Origin of the sequence: Hydrogenophaga sp. RWCD_12 (assembly GCF_046604225.1) — a bacterium.
Taxonomy (GTDB): domain Bacteria; phylum Pseudomonadota; class Gammaproteobacteria; order Burkholderiales; family Burkholderiaceae_C; genus Hydrogenophaga.
The window spans coordinates 631,188-646,304 of record NZ_JBKIXC010000001.1 but is presented as its reverse complement, the minus strand read 5'-3'; the positions used below and the strand labels follow the sequence as shown (position 1 = coordinate 646,304).

14 protein-coding genes and 1 tRNA gene are annotated in these 15,117 nt (G+C 67.1%); 10 read left to right on the top strand and 5 right to left on the bottom strand.

What is annotated here, in order from left to right:
- Positions 1-27 precede the first annotated feature (27 nt).
- From ACLIJ1_RS03105 to ACLIJ1_RS03085, 5 genes are all read left to right on the top strand, one after another.
- Positions 28-1,092 carry a hypothetical protein gene (locus ACLIJ1_RS03105; RefSeq protein WP_411364011.1) on the top strand — a complete coding sequence of 355 codons (1,065 nt, stop codon included), beginning with the start codon at positions 28-30 and terminating at the stop codon, positions 1,090-1,092.
- Entirely contained in the window at positions 1,076-2,302 is a 1,227-nt protein-coding gene (locus tag ACLIJ1_RS03100) for a hypothetical protein (RefSeq protein WP_411364010.1), read from the top strand. Before ACLIJ1_RS03105 ends, ACLIJ1_RS03100 begins: the two co-directional genes overlap by 17 nt.
- 107 nt (positions 2,303-2,409) lie before the next feature.
- Positions 2,410-3,210, top strand: coding sequence for a motility protein A (locus ACLIJ1_RS03095; RefSeq protein WP_411364009.1), 801 nt, complete (start codon positions 2,410-2,412; stop codon positions 3,208-3,210).
- A 2-nt stretch (positions 3,211-3,212) separates the two neighbouring features.
- Complete coding sequence (locus ACLIJ1_RS03090; protein ID WP_411364008.1) at positions 3,213-4,022, top strand: flagellar motor protein MotB; 810 nt, start codon at positions 3,213-3,215, stop codon at positions 4,020-4,022.
- 32 nt (positions 4,023-4,054) lie between these two features.
- Positions 4,055-4,130, top strand: a tRNA-Ala gene (locus ACLIJ1_RS03085).
- 39 nt (positions 4,131-4,169) lie between these two features.
- On the opposite strand, the gene ACLIJ1_RS03080 is transcribed toward ACLIJ1_RS03085, so the two are convergent.
- On the bottom strand, positions 4,170-4,616 hold the full coding sequence (locus ACLIJ1_RS03080) for a MarR family winged helix-turn-helix transcriptional regulator (protein ID WP_411364007.1): 447 nt from the start codon (positions 4,614-4,616) through the stop codon (positions 4,170-4,172).
- 66 nt (positions 4,617-4,682) lie between these two features.
- On the opposite strand from ACLIJ1_RS03080, the gene ACLIJ1_RS03075 reads away from it, so the two are divergent.
- On the top strand, positions 4,683-5,435 hold the full coding sequence (locus tag ACLIJ1_RS03075) for a siderophore-interacting protein (protein ID WP_411364006.1): 753 nt from the start codon (positions 4,683-4,685) through the stop codon (positions 5,433-5,435).
- Positions 5,436-5,462: 27 nt separating this feature from the next.
- Here ACLIJ1_RS03075 and ACLIJ1_RS03070 read toward each other — a convergent pair whose 3' ends face one another.
- The 3 genes from ACLIJ1_RS03070 to ACLIJ1_RS03060 are packed head-to-tail and all read right to left on the bottom strand — an operon-like array spanning position 5,463 to position 7,969.
- Complete coding sequence (locus tag ACLIJ1_RS03070) at positions 5,463-6,107, bottom strand: hypothetical protein (protein ID WP_411364005.1); 645 nt, start codon at positions 6,105-6,107, stop codon at positions 5,463-5,465.
- Positions 6,108-6,109: 2 nt separating this feature from the next.
- Positions 6,110-7,132: an MlaD family protein gene (locus ACLIJ1_RS03065; RefSeq protein WP_411364004.1), complete on the bottom strand. Its 1,023-nt coding sequence runs from the start codon at positions 7,130-7,132 to the stop codon at positions 6,110-6,112.
- Between the two features lie 18 nt (positions 7,133-7,150).
- Complete coding sequence (locus ACLIJ1_RS03060; RefSeq protein WP_411364003.1) at positions 7,151-7,969, bottom strand: MlaE family ABC transporter permease; 819 nt, start codon at positions 7,967-7,969, stop codon at positions 7,151-7,153.
- A 146-nt stretch (positions 7,970-8,115) separates the two neighbouring features.
- Here ACLIJ1_RS03060 and ACLIJ1_RS03055 point away from each other — a divergent pair, with 146 nt between their 5' ends.
- From ACLIJ1_RS03055 to ACLIJ1_RS03045, 3 genes are all read left to right on the top strand, one after another.
- Positions 8,116-9,690: an acyl-CoA synthetase gene (locus tag ACLIJ1_RS03055; RefSeq protein WP_411364002.1), complete on the top strand. Its 1,575-nt coding sequence runs from the start codon at positions 8,116-8,118 to the stop codon at positions 9,688-9,690.
- Positions 9,691-9,771: 81 nt separating this feature from the next.
- Positions 9,772-11,475, top strand: a complete 1,704-nt coding sequence (locus ACLIJ1_RS03050; protein ID WP_411364001.1) for a hypothetical protein — start codon at positions 9,772-9,774, stop codon at positions 11,473-11,475.
- Between the two features lie 18 nt (positions 11,476-11,493).
- Positions 11,494-13,233 carry a hypothetical protein gene (locus tag ACLIJ1_RS03045; RefSeq protein WP_411364000.1) on the top strand — a complete coding sequence of 580 codons (1,740 nt, stop codon included), beginning with the start codon at positions 11,494-11,496 and terminating at the stop codon, positions 13,231-13,233.
- A gap of 247 nt (positions 13,234-13,480) precedes the next feature.
- Here ACLIJ1_RS03045 and queG read toward each other — a convergent pair whose 3' ends face one another.
- Complete coding sequence (gene queG / locus ACLIJ1_RS03040) at positions 13,481-14,536, bottom strand: tRNA epoxyqueuosine(34) reductase QueG (protein ID WP_411363999.1); 1,056 nt, start codon at positions 14,534-14,536, stop codon at positions 13,481-13,483.
- Between the two features lie 12 nt (positions 14,537-14,548).
- On the opposite strand from queG, the gene tsaE reads away from it, so the two are divergent.
- Positions 14,549-15,115, top strand: a complete 567-nt coding sequence (gene tsaE, locus ACLIJ1_RS03035) for a tRNA (adenosine(37)-N6)-threonylcarbamoyltransferase complex ATPase subunit type 1 TsaE (protein WP_411364777.1) — start codon at positions 14,549-14,551, stop codon at positions 15,113-15,115.
- Positions 15,116-15,117: the final 2 nt, after the last annotated feature.

Genomic DNA, 15,117 nt, shown 5'->3' with positions numbered 1-15,117 from the left:
CGGTCTGCGGGTGCCGATGAACCGAACATGACCCGTCAGCGCGCCCGAACGCTCCTGTTGCTCCTGGTCCTGAGCCTGCTGCTGGCTCCCTGGGTCCATTCGATGATCAAGCCGTACCGCCTGCGGCTGGACATGCTGTACCGCCATGAGATCCCGACGCCGGTCTACGTGTACCACTCCAACCGCAAGAACACCCCGACCGACTTCAAGGACACGCAGGTCGAGGAAATGCACATCGTGGGGAATCAGGAGGCACCGCCGCCCCTGGCGCTGGTCCGCGGCATCGTGCGCTCGACCCGGCCGGTCAGCGGCCTGCGCATCGACCCGGCAACGACGCCCAACCAGATCCAGATGGGTGCCCTCACGCTGCACACCCTGACCGGCGTGCACACGCTGACGGTGCAGGAGCTCGAACCCCATGTGAAGGCCGGCAACGACATCACCAACGTGCGGATCGAGAACGGGGTGCTGCGTTTCGACACCGTCGGCAACGACCCGAACTTCCTGGTGCCGCTGCCGCCCGAGGTGCTGAAAGTGCCGCAGCGTGTGGTCAACCTCAACTACCTGCTGGCCTGGTTCGTGTCGGCGTCGATGGTGGTGTTCCTGGCCGTGGTGATCCGCAAGCACCACCTGGGCTTCACCGGCCGGTTCCGCCGCCCGCTCGCGCTGCTGGATGGCAGCACCGCCCGCAGCGCTTGGACCGGGCTCGCGCTGGACATCGCCGCCGGCGTGGTGCTGATCTACATGCTGCTGGAGTTCATCCAGCTCTACACCCACTTCGACCTCAGCCCGATCACCCAGACCTTCGCCAGAGACGGTGTGGGCAAAGCGGTGCCGATCGAAGTGCGCGAGATGAAGACGCTGGTCCAGCGCCACGGCGATCACGCCTTCGTGCTGGCCGGCGACATGGGCAAGGGCGACGACGAGAGCGAGGTCTTCCAGCGCGCCACCGAATACCTCTACCCCTCGCGCATCGTGCACCAGTCCGAGTGGGTGTTCGGGCGGGTGGATGTACCGCTCGAGCCCCGGTTCGGCGAGTGCCAGCCTGTCGACAAAACCCCCAACATCGTTCTGTATGCGTGCCGTCCCTGAATCCGACGCCTACCTGATGGCCGGTGCCGTGTTCACGGCGCTGAACCTGCTGAACATGTTGCTCTGGGCCGCGGGCCTGTACCTGCCGGTCTGGGCCTGGGCGGCCGTGTTGCTGCTGTGCCTGTGGCCCGCGCTGCGCCACCAGAAACTCAACGGCCTGATCGCGGTCGGCCTGATGGTGGTCTTCGTGACCATTCCCCTGCTGCACCCAGTCACCGGCTGGGACGCGCGCTCGATCTGGCTGTTCCACGCCAAACGCATCTACCTCGACGGCACCCTCTACGCGCAGCTGGACAACTACGCGCCCTACACCCACAACGAGTACCCGGTGCTGGTGCCGGCCATCGCCGCCTCTCTCGCCCGGACCATGGGCTACTGGAACGAGATCGTGCCGCGCGCCTCGGTCGCCATCGCACTGGCCCCGCCGCTGTTCTTCGCCGCCTACCTGTTCCGCTCGCTCGCCGGCTATTGCGCCTGGGTCAGCCTGATGCTGCTGGTCTGCTGGGGCGAGCTGCTCAGCGGCTACATGGACAGCCTGGTCGCGATCCACTTCGGGCTGGCGCTGGTGGCCGTCGCCGAGATCTATCGCCGCAGCGCCGATCGGGAAGCGCCCGCGCCGACCGGGCCTGCGGTGGTGCTGGCGGCTTCGCTGCTGCACCTGCTTTTCCTGAAGAACGAGGGCTCGGTGCTGGCCGGCCTGCTGTCGCTGGCGGTGGCTCCCGCCTTCGTGCGCCGGCCGAAGCTGGCCTGGTGCGTCGTCCTGCCCTGGCTGGTGTTCGCCCTGGTCTGGAAGCTGCCGGTCTCGCACGCGGCGATCACCAGTGACCTGCTGCGCAACGGCAGCCTGCTCGAACGGGGCATCAAGCGCATGCAGTCGTTCAGCGAATTTGGCCTCATCCTCCATTTCTTCCGCATCCTGTCGCAGGAGTATTTCGCCATGCTGGCCGTGGCACTGGTGATCGTGGCGGCGGGCTGGCGGCGGCTCTGGTTCGCGATTCCTTCGGTGCTGGTGGTGATGGGATATGCCGCGGTGCTGTTCACCGTGTTCCTGACCACCTACTTCGAGCTCAAGTGGCACCTGGAAACCGCCGCCGACCGGGTGCTCATCGCGTTCGACCTGGGCGCGGCCACCATGCTGCTCTACCTGGTGATGCTGGGCATCGGACAGCTGCCAGGGGCCTGGCGCCTCACAACCGATTCGGGCGCCTGAGCCCGCGGGGCGGAAAAGCACCGTCCCAACCCCGCTTTTCCGGCGGCTGAGCGCAACCGGGCTGACCACAATGCCCGTATGCACCGCACATCCCCGGAGGCCTTCGCGTGAACCCGTCCACCCTGATCGGCATGGTGGGCAGTTTTGCGCTGCTGGCCATCGCCCTGATCTTCGCCTCGGACAAGCCGGCCGTCTTCATCGACCCGGCGGCGATCGCCATCGTCCTGGGCGGCACGCTCGCCGCGACCTTCTTGAGCTACCCGATCAGCGAGCTCAAGCGCGTGTTCACGCTGGTGGCTCACGCCATGCGCGAGGACAAGCTCGACACGAAACACGACATCGAAGAGCTGGTAAGCCTGTCCAAGCTCTGGATCCAGGGCGACCTGCAGGCGGTGGAAAAGTCACTGGGCTATGTGACCAACCCGTTCCTGCGCACGGGCGTGCAGATGGTGCTGGACCGCACGCCCGAAGAAGAAATCATCGACCTGATGCAGTGGCGCATCGCGCACCTGCGCCAGCGTGAAGCCGCCGAAGCGCAGCTGTTCCGCGTCATGGCCGCCTACGCGCCGGCCTTCGGCATGGTGGGCACGCTGCTGGGCCTGATCAACCTGATGGGCCTGGTCGGCAGTGGCGACATCGGCACCATCAGCGCGCAGCTGGGCATCGCCTTCATCGCCACCTTCTACGGTGTGCTGCTGGCCAACCTGATCTTCAAACCGATCGCGGTCAAGCTCGAGCGGCGCACCGAGCAGCGCCTGATCCTGATGAACATGATCCTCGAAGGCATCTCGATGATGTGCGTGGGCCGCAGCCCGTCGCTGATGCGCGAGACGCTCAAGGCTTTCGTCGCCCAGTACGACGACGAGATCTACGACGGCAAGGACGCCAAACGGGCCAAGGGCCGCTGAGCATGGCCGCTGTCTCTTCGACCGCTTCCTCACCGGCGCGCCAGCCGCGTGCCGCCGCGCGTGCCGTCGGCCGCTACCGCCGCTGGCACGTCAACACCGTGCCGGTGCAGGAAGACGACATCTGGATGATGACCTACCTCGACGTCTTCACCCTGATGCTGGTGATGATGATCGTGATGCTGGCCTTTGCCGGTCCGGGCAAGGGCAAGGACGGCAAGAGCAAGGACGAATCGCCGGCCGCGGCCGCAGCAGCCTCCGCCGGACCGGTGCCGGGCGCGCCGCCGGCCGCCGCGCCGTCGGGCAGCATCGTGCCGCCGCAGCCGAACGCCACGCCGGCCCAGCCCGAACCGCCCAAACCCACGCCCAAGACCCTCAACGGCTTCGAGCTCGACAAGCTGGGCAGCGACATCGAGGTGCTGATGAACGACGACGCGGTGCGCTTTCGCATCAGCACCGAACTGCTGTTCGAGTCCGGCAACGCCAATTTCGCCGCCGCAGGCCAGCCGGCGCTGGACAAGCTGATTCCCCTGCTCAACGCCGACCCGAACCTGCGGCTGGTGATCGAGGGCCATACGGACGGCATTCCGATCCACACCGAGCGTTTCCCCTCCAACTGGGAGCTCTCCACCGGTCGCGCCGCCGCCGTGGCCCGCTACCTGATCGAACACGGCATCGCGCCGCAGCGTGTGCAGGCCAGCGGTTTTGCCGACACGCGCCCGCTGGGTTCGCGCGACAACCCGGTCGACCGCGTGCACAACCGCCGGGTGGAACTGACCATGGAGCGCCCGTCGGCCGAGAAAACAGCGCGCTGACACCGGTGCTTTGGTAAACTTCGCCGGTTCGTGGGGACGTAGCTCAGCTGGGAGAGCGTCGCGTTCGCAATGCGAAGGTCGGGAGTTCGATCCTCCTCGTCTCCACCACTTCTCTTCAAAAAGGCCTCGTTTTTACGAGGCCTTTTTTCATGCTCCGCCCGGCTCCGCGTCCCGCAGGTTGTCCTGCATATGGCGCAACAGGCGCAGCAGTTCCTGCCGCTCGCTCGCATCGAGACCGGCCGCGGCCCGGGCCGACACCTGCCGCCGCTGGCGCAGCACCGACTCGTGCAGCTGCCGCGCCGCGTCGGTCGGATACAGCCGCGTCACACGCCGGTCTTTCTCGTCGGGCCGCGCCTCCAGCAGGCCGCGATCCTTGAGCACCGCGATCAGCCGCGCCAGTTGCCCCTTGTCGCGACCGGAATGTTCGACCAGATCGCTCTGCGTCGCCCCTGGCCGCCGGACGAAGAAGCCCAGCGCACGCCCTTCCATCGGGTGCAGGCCGTCGTCGGGCATGTGCCGGCGCTGCTGCGCGCGCGCCAGGTGCATCAGCTCGTGCACCGCTTCCATCAGGTCGTCGTCGGTTTGTTTCTTCATGATGGTTGACACTATCAACTTCATTCGACAGAATGGATGACATTATCAACCATATAGCTCATCCTCATGTCATTCCTTTCCCGTCCTGACGACCGCCAGCAGAGCCTGATCCGCCGCGTGCGCCATGAACTGGTGCGCCGCGACGTGCACGTCGTCCGCACCGAGCGCCTGAGCCCAGGCCTGCAGGCCGTCACCTTCGGCGGCACTTCGCTCACCGGCTTCACCTCCCTCTCGTTCGACGACCACCTGAAGTTCATCTTCCGCGATGCGCATGGGCACGAGCAGCGGCGCGACTACACGCCGCGACACTTCGACGCCGACCGGAACGAGCTGACGCTGGTGTTCGCGCTGCACGACGTCGGCGCCGCCAGCGACTGGGCGCAGCGCGCGCAGATCGGCGATGCGGCGGTGATCGGCGGGCCGCGCGGCTCCATGGTCATTCCCGACCACCTCGACTGGTACCTGCTGGCCGGCGATGCGACCGCCCTGCCCGCGATCGCCCGCCGGCTGGAAGAGCTGCCCGCGTCGGCCCGGACGGTGGTGCTGCTGCAAACCGGCTACGCCCAGGACCAGAACCTGCTGCCTGCGCGGGCCGGCCTCACCCGCCAATGGCTACCCAACGCGGCAGCGCTGGTCGGCGCGGTCCGCTCGGTGGCCTTGCCGGAGGGTGGGGGTTTCGTCTGGTGCGCGGGCGAGGCCAGCACCATGGCACAACTGCGCGACGTGCTGATCACCGAGCGCGGACTGGCGCGCACCCACGTCAAGGTCTCGGCCTACTGGAAGCCCGGCGCCAGCGACTTCCACGAAGACCTGACCTGAGCCAGCCTTCGCCGGCGACCCGCAGGTTCAGCGCGGTGCGACGAGATCGATGCGCCGCTGGATGCGCGCAGCGTCGTCGGCTTTACCGGCCGCCTGCGCCTGCTTGAGCTGCACGCCCAGCCAGGCCAGCAGCGGACGGCGCCAGCCGCGCTGCGACGCGGTGTCCACCGCCGCATCCACCACGGCTGGCGACGCCACGCCCCGGCGCATCAGCACGCCCGCCGCGATCAGCCGCGACACCGGGTCTTCGATGCCAGACACCTCGCCACCGCTCGCGCCCACCAGCCCCTTGTGCGGCGCGGGGAGCAAGGCACCGTCGTCGGCTGTGGCCTGACCGCCAAGATAGCGCGCATAGGCTTTCTCGGCCGGCGCCGCATCGGCCGCCACCGCGTCGTAACCCGCGCAGGGCTCGAACACCAGCGCCGCCACGCGGGTCGCACAGCGTGTCAGCTCCAGCCGGGCCACCAGCGCGGGCTGTCCGGTGCGCAAGACCTCAACGCGCGCGCGGGAGAACTCGGTCTCTTCGATCTTCTGGTTGCCGCTGAGCCAGGCCTCGGTGGCCCGGTCGACGCTGCCCTTGGCATTCATCTGCCAGTCGGGCGGGGGCGGCGTGCTGCCGCAGGCGGCGAGAAGCACCACGACACCAGACAGAAGGAGGCGTGCAGGATTCATGGTCATTTCAGCTGGATGTCGGCGTCGCGCTTGAGCGGCCAAAGTCGGTTGACCTCGTTGATCAGCGACTCGACCTTGCGCAGGCTGGCGTCGACCTCGGCGCGCAGCTGGCCCAGGTCGGTGGTGGCTTCGCGGGTATTGGCGGCGATGCCCTGGGCATCGATCAGCAGCTTGTCGACCTTCTGCAGGCTGCCGCGCGCCTCGCCGAGCAGGCCGTCAAGTTGCTTGACCGTGCCACGCGCGTCCTGCACCAGACCGCCCTCGGTGCTGCCGCCCGGGCCGGCACCCTGTCCGAACACCTGACGGTCGGCGTTGGCGACCAGACCGTCGAGCCGGGCCGTGAGTTTGTCCACCTTGGCCAGCAAAGCATTGGCCCGCTCCACCGCTTCGATCACCTTTTTCGCGTCCGCGTCGTTGCCAAACAGTGCGCCCATCGCGCCCTGCGGCCCGTTCAGCCGTGCCGCCGTGCCCTGCAGATGCACCAGACTCTGCGGCAGCGGCGCATCGGCGGCAGTCAGGGCGTTGAGGTTGCCCACCAGCTCCTTGACCGAGGCCACGATGCCCGGAATCTCGGCCGCCGCGTCACCGCTGAGCACCTGGCGCACCGCGCCGTCTTCCAGTGCCGGGTCGGTCAATACGCCGCTGAATGCGCGGATCCTGGTGCCGCCAACCAGCGACTTCTCCATCGTGAAGATGCTGGAGCTGCGCAGCCACTTTGCATCCTTCACCGGCACGTCGACCAGGAAATGCACATTGCCGTCGTCGGCCAGTTCGATGCGCCCGACCTTGCCGATGGGAAAGCCGGCGAAGGTCACGTTCATGCCCACCGCGACACCTTCGGAATCGGGGGCGACCAGCACCAGCCGCTGCGTGCGCTCGAACGCGCCGCGTGCATAGGCCACATACAGCGCCGACCCGACCACCAGCAGCAGCAGGAACAGCAGCAGCAGCGCCGCCTTGAGCTCCAGGTTCTTCACCGGCGGCGGCGATGGCTCCAGCGGGGGCGGCGTCTCGGGAGAATTCATCGGTTGTGGGTCCATCGGTCAGTAGTAGTTGCCCAGCAGCGAGACGACCTCGACGATCAGCAGCACCGACAGCAGGCGCGCGAACTCGGAGATGTCGCTCAGCCGCCCGTAGCCGCCCATCAGGTCGCGGCGGGCGCTGGCAGCCAGGGGCACGATCGCCACCGCAAGGCTGAAGAACAGCGTCTTGAGCCCGAAGATCAGGGTCACGGCCGGCGTGAACACCTGGCCCACGGCGCGGGTGTAGGCCGGCAGGCCCCAGTGCGAAAAACCGTAGACATTCAGGTAGGTCAGCACCAGGGCGATCACGCAGCTGACCGCTGCCAGCAGCAGCACCGAAAACACCCCCGCCAGGGCGCGCGGCAGCAGTTCGCTGCGCAACAGGGTCTGCTCGTCGTGCCGCACGCCGCTGCGGTGCTGCTGCGCCAGCAGGCGGCGGATGCGCTGGGCCTCGGGCATGGTGTGGCGCAGCGCCACGAACATCGCGGCGTACAGCGGAATCAGCTCCAGCACCAGGGTGCGCACCAGCACCTCCAGCGCGTACTGCGACAGGCCGTAGCTGTAGGCCGTGGCGACCACGATGCGGATCAGCACCAGGCTCAGCAGCGCCGACAGGGTCAGGAACCAGGTCAGCAGCGGTGCCGACGCGGTGTAGATCTGGCGCAGCACCGCGCTGCGCTGCGCGCCTTGTGCGTAGCTCGAGGGCACCAGCGCGAGCACCATCACCTGCGCGCCCAGCAGCAGCACATGCCACCACGCGGCCCACGACGCGCGGACGCGGCGCGACCAGGCGCCGAGCGAGCGGTCGAGCGCGGTGGATGCGAAGGGAGAGCCGGACATGCGGTTGATGATAGCCCGCGACACCCAAGCGACAGCCCGGGCGCGCGGCATGGTGAAAACGCCCATGGCAAACGGGCGCGGCTGGTTTTCAATGAGGCGATCTTGCCTCGGCCGCCCGGCCCCCGCTGTAACAGGAGATTTCGCCCATGTCCGCTGCCGCCGCCCTCCCCGCCATCGCTCCCGCCGTGCGCCGCCAGACGATTGCCGACGCACTGCACCGCACCGCCCTGCGCCTGCCGGCCAAGCCCGCGATCACCTGCGGCGCCACCACCTGGACCTACGCCGGATTCGACGCCCTGGTCACGCGGCTGGCTGCGGGCCTGCACAAGATCGGCGTGGGCGAAGGCGACAAGGTGGCGGTGCTGGCGCGCAACTCGCACGGCTTTGCCGCGCTGCGCTTCGCGCTGGCCCGCCGCGGCGCGGTGCTGGTGCCGATCAACTTCATGCTCAAGGCCGAAGAGGTCGCCTACATTCTGCGCCACGCCGGCGCCCGCACGCTTGCGACCGATAGCGGCCTGGCCGGCTTGGCGCGCGAGGCCTCGGCGCTGGAAACGCAGGTGCAGCAGTTCGTCTGGCTGCCCAGCGAAGACCCGAGCGAGCCGGCGCCGAACATGCACCGCTTCGACGACCTGGCCGCCTGCACCGAGCCGCTGCCCGAGGTTCGCACGCAGAGCCACGACCTGGCCCAGATCGTCTACACCAGCGGCACCGAGTCCATGCCCAAGGGCGCCATGCTCACCCACGACGCCGTGCTCTGGCAGTACGTCAGCTGCGTCATCAACGCCGAAGTGGCCGAGACCGACCGCACGCTGCACGCCCTGCCGCTGTACCACTGCGCCCAACTGGACGTGTTCTTCGGCCCGGCGATCTACATCGGTAGCAGCAACGTCATCACCGGCAAGCCCACGCCGGACAACCTGCTTGCCCTGCTGGAGCAGCACCAGATCACCAGCTTCTTCGCGCCGCCCACGGTCTGGATCGCGCTGCTGCGATCGCCGCTGTTCGACGCCGAGAAGCTCCAGCATCTGGCCAAGGGCTACTACGGCGCGTCCATCATGCCGGTCGAGGTCTTGAAGGAACTGGCGGCCAGGCTGCCCAACGTGCGGCTGTGGAACCTCTACGGCCAGACCGAGATCGCGCCGCTGGCAACCATGCTCGGCCCGGACGACCAACTGCGCAAACCCGGCTCGTGCGGCAAGGCCGTGATCAACGTCGAGACCCGCGTGGTCGACGACGACATGAACGATGTCGCCGTGGGCGAGGTCGGCGAGATCGTGCACCGCTCGCCCCACCTGATGCTCGGCTACTTCAACGACCCCGAAAAAACCGCCGCCAGCTTCAGCGGCAACTGGTTCCACAGCGGCGACCTCGCCACCATCGACGCCGAGGGCTACATCACCGTCGTCGACCGCAAGAAAGACATGATCAAGACCGGCGGCGAAAACGTCGCCAGCCGCGAGGTCGAAGAAATGGTCTACCGCCTGCCGGCGGTCAGCGAGGTGGCAGTGATCGGCCTGCCCGACCCGAAATGGGTCGAGGCGGTGACCGCCGTGATCGTGGTCAAGGCCGGACAATCATTGAGCGAAGAAGAAGTGATCGCGCATTGCAATGCCCACATGGCGCATTTCAAATGCCCCAAGCGCGTGGTATTCACCGACGCGCTGCCGAAGAACCCGAGCGGGAAGTTGCTGAAGCGAGAGCTGCGGGGGCGCCTGGCGTGAAGGCGCAACACATCCCCTGAGCCCGGGGTGGCCGGCCTCTGCACGTAGATGTAACATCTGGTGAATGCGGAGGAATGGATAATGAACAAGACGCTTCAGGCGCTGTTTGGGGGCGCAAGCCTTTCATTGGCATTGCTGTTGGCCGGATGTGGCGGAGGAGCTTCCAGCTCCGCCGGCCCTGGTGGTGCGATCGCAAACGAAAAGGTCGTTGAGGTCGCGGCGACTGGCGAGACAGCTGACAAGGCGGCCTCTCCCGAGTCCGGGACCACGCTGCTTGCAGCCCATGACAAGGTCCGGACGATGACGGGCGCCTGGATTTCGACCACCCGCAAGCCAATCTCGCCTTCGTCGAGCATGCCTGCGATTCCGGTGGGCACCTGGCAACCTCCGGCCGGCAGCGTGCCAGACTCCGGAGATGCCCTCTACATCGAGAGCGCAGGGCAACCATCCCTCTTCGCCGCTCCCAACGCGACGATCACGCTGAACGCCACGGGGACGGATCTGATCATCGGAAACGCCATCACGCTAGGCTGGCAGGGACGTCTGCGGGCGCTCCGTGGCCAAAAACAGTGGCAAACCGGCTACTACCCCGGCGCCTTCAACTACCCTGCGTCGAGCATGTCGCACGCCAGCATGAACTGGCGCTCGAATGCCACTTCGTGCTCCACTGCCTCTGGCTGGATCGCCGTTGACAACGTCGCTTACAGCGCCAACCAGTTGGTCCGCATCGAGCTGCGCTTAGAGCAACAGTGCGAGGGCTCCTCGTGGGTCGTTCGCGGCAAGCTGCGCTGGACGGCACCCGGCAGCATGACTCCGCCCGCCGTGCCAGCCGACCTGTGGCAACCCGCCGCCGGAGCCACGCCCCTGACGGGCAACTACGTCTACCTGGAAAGCGATGCCGGCGACTACGTCGGCCATGGAAACACCTTTCTGTACACCCCGCAGATCGCAGCACTAAACCTCATGCTGACCGATGGCTACCTCCGGGTGCATGTCGACGGCGACCAGTGGTGGTACGGAGACTTCCAGGCCATGACCGGCGTGTCTCCGCTCCAGTCGGGCTACTACCCGCGCCTGCAGCGCTACCCCTTCCACGACCCGGCGCGCGGCGGGCTCTCCTGGTACGGCGACGGCCGGGGGTGCAACACCCTCACGGGCTGGTTTGCTGTCGACAACATCAGCGTCACCGCCGGGGTCCTCACAGCGGTGGACCTTCGATTTGAGCAGCACTGTGAGGGCTGGTCACAGGCCCTGCGCGGAAAGATCCACTGGCGCAGCGACGACACCACAACCCCGCCGGGACCGCAAAACCCGCCACCCGCGGACCTGTGGAAACCTGCGGCCGGTGCAACGCCCGCGTCCGGCTCGTTTGTCTATCTGGAAAGTACACCGGGAGATTGGGTTGGCGGTGGCGCCACGCGCCTCTTCACGCCAGGCAATGCCAACATGCGTGCAAACGTCGGCGCCAGCAGCCGGGTGGTTCAGGTCCAGGTTCAGGCGGGATCATCCTGGTGGGACGGCTCCTTTGAAGCCATGGACCTGTTGAACCGCCTCCAGCCTGGCTTCTATGCCAACGCATTCCGCTTTCCGTTCAACAATCCGACTCGGCCAGGACTGTCATGGACCGGCGAAGGACATGGATGCAACGAAAGCAGAGGCTGGTTCGTCGTGGACGCCATCGCGTTCGAAGGCAATCTGCTCACCGCGCTCGATGCCCGCTTCGAACAGTACTGCGACGGTGCCACGGCACCGTTGCGTGGTCAGGTCCACTGGACCATCGACTGATACGCCGGGGACCTCACGATGAAGCGCTTCGCAGCTCTGGCGTTATCACTGAGCCTGCTGGTGGCAGGCTGCGGGGGTGGGCTGGATGGGACAGACGGCGCACAGCGCGAGCGGTCCGATTCAGCAACCGCTTCAACGCCGATCGGGTCGGTCGCCAGCAACGATGCCCCCCCCTCCCTGCTCGATCAGTGGTACGAGAAGGCGAGCTCTGTCGCGGATGCTTGGGCCAACGGCATCAACAAGCCCTTCCTCATCCGCTCGCCGATCCGGCCAGTGCCCAGGGACCTGTGGCAACCACCCGAGGGCGCCACGCCGGCCAGCGGAAGCTACGTCTACCTGCAAAGCGACGCGGGTGATTCCATTGGCCAGGGCCAGACCCGGCTCTTCACGCCCGCCAACGCGGTGCTCACCGCCTGGCACCGGAACAGCGTTTCCTCGCTCCCCGTCGAGGCCGGTGCGTACGTCGGCGTCCTGGTGCAAGGCGACGAAAACTGGGAGGGTGACTTCCAGGCAATGGAAGCGCTGTTCACCATGAAACCGGCGCTGTTTGATCGCCTCTCGCTCTACGGCAAGCATTCGCCGTACCGGGGCAGCATGGGGTGGAAGAAGCCTGGCCAGACCTGCCGAAACATCCAGGGCTGGTTTGTCATTGACAGTGTCTCTTGGACCGCCGACCAGCACCTTGCCTCGATGGAGCTGCGGTTCGAGCAGCACTGCAACGGCGAAGGTGCGGCACTGCGTGGCAAGGTCCGGTGGTCGCGGGAAGACGCCGCACCAGGCTCCGGACGGTTCGACACCGTTCCCGCAGGACTCTGGCGCGCGCCCGATGCGGTGCGCCCCGCGTCAGGGAACTACCTGTATCTCGAAAGCGAGCCCTTCGAAACCGGCGGCGCCGGCAACACCTACCTGCTCAATCTCTACAACGCCTCGCTCAACTGGTCGGGCAACGCCTACCAGGTCGGCCTTAGCGTGACCGAGCGCCTGCAGAGCACCTGGACACTTTCGGTCGGAACGAACAAAGACGATGTGAAGCTGGCCAAAGGCTTCTACCCGGGTGCCGAGGGTTCGAGGGTGTTTGACATCCCCGCTTTTCGGCTCTACCTCGACAACCATGCGAGTCGTTGCACCACGAGCGACAGCAACGGCTGGGTCGCGATCGATGACATCCGGTACGTGGGCAACGAAGTTGCTGCCATCGCCATGCGGTTCGAGCGGTTCTGCTCAGGCCACGGCGTTTCGGTCAAGGGCGAATTCCGCGGCGAACGCTATGTCGAGCCGCCCTTCGAGCCCTTGCCCATCGGCCAATGGGAGCCTGCCGCCGGCACGACTCCCGCGACGGGCAACTATGTCTACCTGGAGAGCGAGCACCGGGAACCGTTTGGCAGGGGCCTGACCGAACTGTTCACACCCCAGAACACGCCCATGTCGGTCACGCTTGCCGGTGCCTACCTCACCGTGCTCATCGATGGTGCCAACGACTGGGAAGGCTACCTCTACCCGCCCAAGTCATTCACCGTGCTGCAGCCAGGGCTGTACACCAACCTGCCCCAAGGCCACGGTCAATCCTCGGAAACCGGTGGTCTGCTCTGGTACAGAAACGGAGGTCAACAGCTCGCCACGATCAGCTGGATGGCCGTGGACAACGTCAGCTTCGACAACGGCCAACTCAAGTCGCTGGACCTGAGGTTCGAGATGTACACGGGGTACGACATGTCCAGGCCCCCGCTGCGCGGCAAGATTCACTGGGTCAACCCTTGACCGAAGGCGAAGGGAAAGTGATGGAGCCTTCTCCCAAGCCGTGGGGGCTGGTTCAGTGGTTCCTGTTGGACCTGGCCGTTGGCCTGGTCATCGTTTGGCTGGTAGCAGCCTTTGGGTAGATCAGGCTCACGGAGCGTCTTCACGGGCGGCACGGGGGCTGGATCGATAGGGTTGCACCCTTTGGTGCTCTACGTCGCTCTGGGCCTGCTCACCCCGTGGCTTGCATTCCGTCGATCACGCTATGGCATCAGCGAGGGGGCCGCATTCCCTGTGCCCACCCAACAGCGTCGCCAACCACAGCATCCCTATGCCCTGACCGCGCCACCAACGCCGCCCGCACCCCGGCATCCTCCCCCACCCGCAGCGCATTCCCCATCGCCACCGCGATGTTGCGCAACCACCGCGCATGCCCGATCCGGCGGATCGGGCTGCCTTCGGTGCGGCGCAGGAACCCTTCTTCGCTCCAGCCGAACAGTTCGACCAGGGTCGCGCCCGTGAGGCCTTCGCGCGGGTCGAAGTCGGGCAGTGGGCTGCGCTGGGCGAACTTGTTCCAGGGGCAGACCAGCTGGCAGTCGTCGCAGCCGTAGATGCGGTTGCCGATCAGCGGGCGCAGGTCTTCGGGGATCGGCCCTTCGTGTTCGATGGTGAGGTAAGAGATGCAACGGCGTGCGTCGAGGCGGTGCGGGCCGACGATGGCCTGCGTGGGGCAGACGTCGATGCAGGCGCTGCAGGCGCCGCAATGGTCGCTGACCGGCTCGGTGGGCGGCAGGGCGAGGTCGACGTAGATCTCGCCGAGGAAGAACATCGAGCCGCCTTCGCGGCTGAGGATCAGCGTGTGTTTGCCGCGCCAGCCCTGGCCGCTGCGGCGCGCGAGTTCGGCTTCGAGCACGGGCGCGGAATCGGTAAAGACGCGGTGGCCCAGCGGGCCGACGGCGGCGGCGATGCGTTCGGCCAGCTGCTGCAGACGGTTCCGCAGCACCTTGTGGTAATCGCGCCCCCGGGCGTAGACCGAGACGATGGCTTCGCCGGGGCGTTGCAGGCGCTGCAGTTCCTGCGCCTGCCAGCCGTCGGGCGTGTCGCGCGGCAGGTAGTCCATGCGCGCGGTGATGACGCTGGCGGTGCCGGGCACCAGCTCGGCAGGGCGCGCGCGCTTGAGGCCGTGGCGGGCCATGTAGTCCATGCTGCCGTGAAATCCGGCCGCGAGCCAGGCTTCGAGACCCGGCTCTGCGCTGGAGAGGTCGATGCCAGCCACGCCGATTTGGGAGAATCCGAGTTCCCGGCCCCAGGCCTGAACCTGAGTCATCAGTTGAGCAGCATCGAATCCGGATCGCATCTTCCGCCCATTGTAGGAACGCCCGCCCCCGCCGAGCCGTTGGCGCGCTGGGACGGCCGCTGGGCGGACGAGGCCGGCACGGCGGCTTTCGCACAGCGCCTGGCAGCGTGCCCCGCGATCACCCGCGCGACGATCACGCTTGCCGGCGACCTGGGCGCGGGCAAGACCACCTTTGTGCGCCACCTGCTGCGCGCGCTGGGCGTGACCGGGCGCATCAAGAGCCCGACGTATGCCGTGGTCGAGCCGCACCGCGCCGAGGCCGGGCCGCACGGGCCGTTGTCGGCCTGGCATTTCGACTTCTACCGTTTTGGCGATCCGCGCGAGTGGGAAGACGCGGGATTTCGGGAACTGTTCGCGAGCGCGGGCCTCAAGCTGGTCGAGTGGCCCGAGCGCGCGGCCGGGCTGATGCCGGCGGTCGACGCGGCCCTGGACATCGGGCCGGAAGAAACGCCCGGTGACGAATCCGACGGCACCGACGCCCCGCGCCGTGTGACCATGCAGGCTTTCACCGACACCGGTCGCCAGCTATTGGCCGCCCTAGCCCCATGACG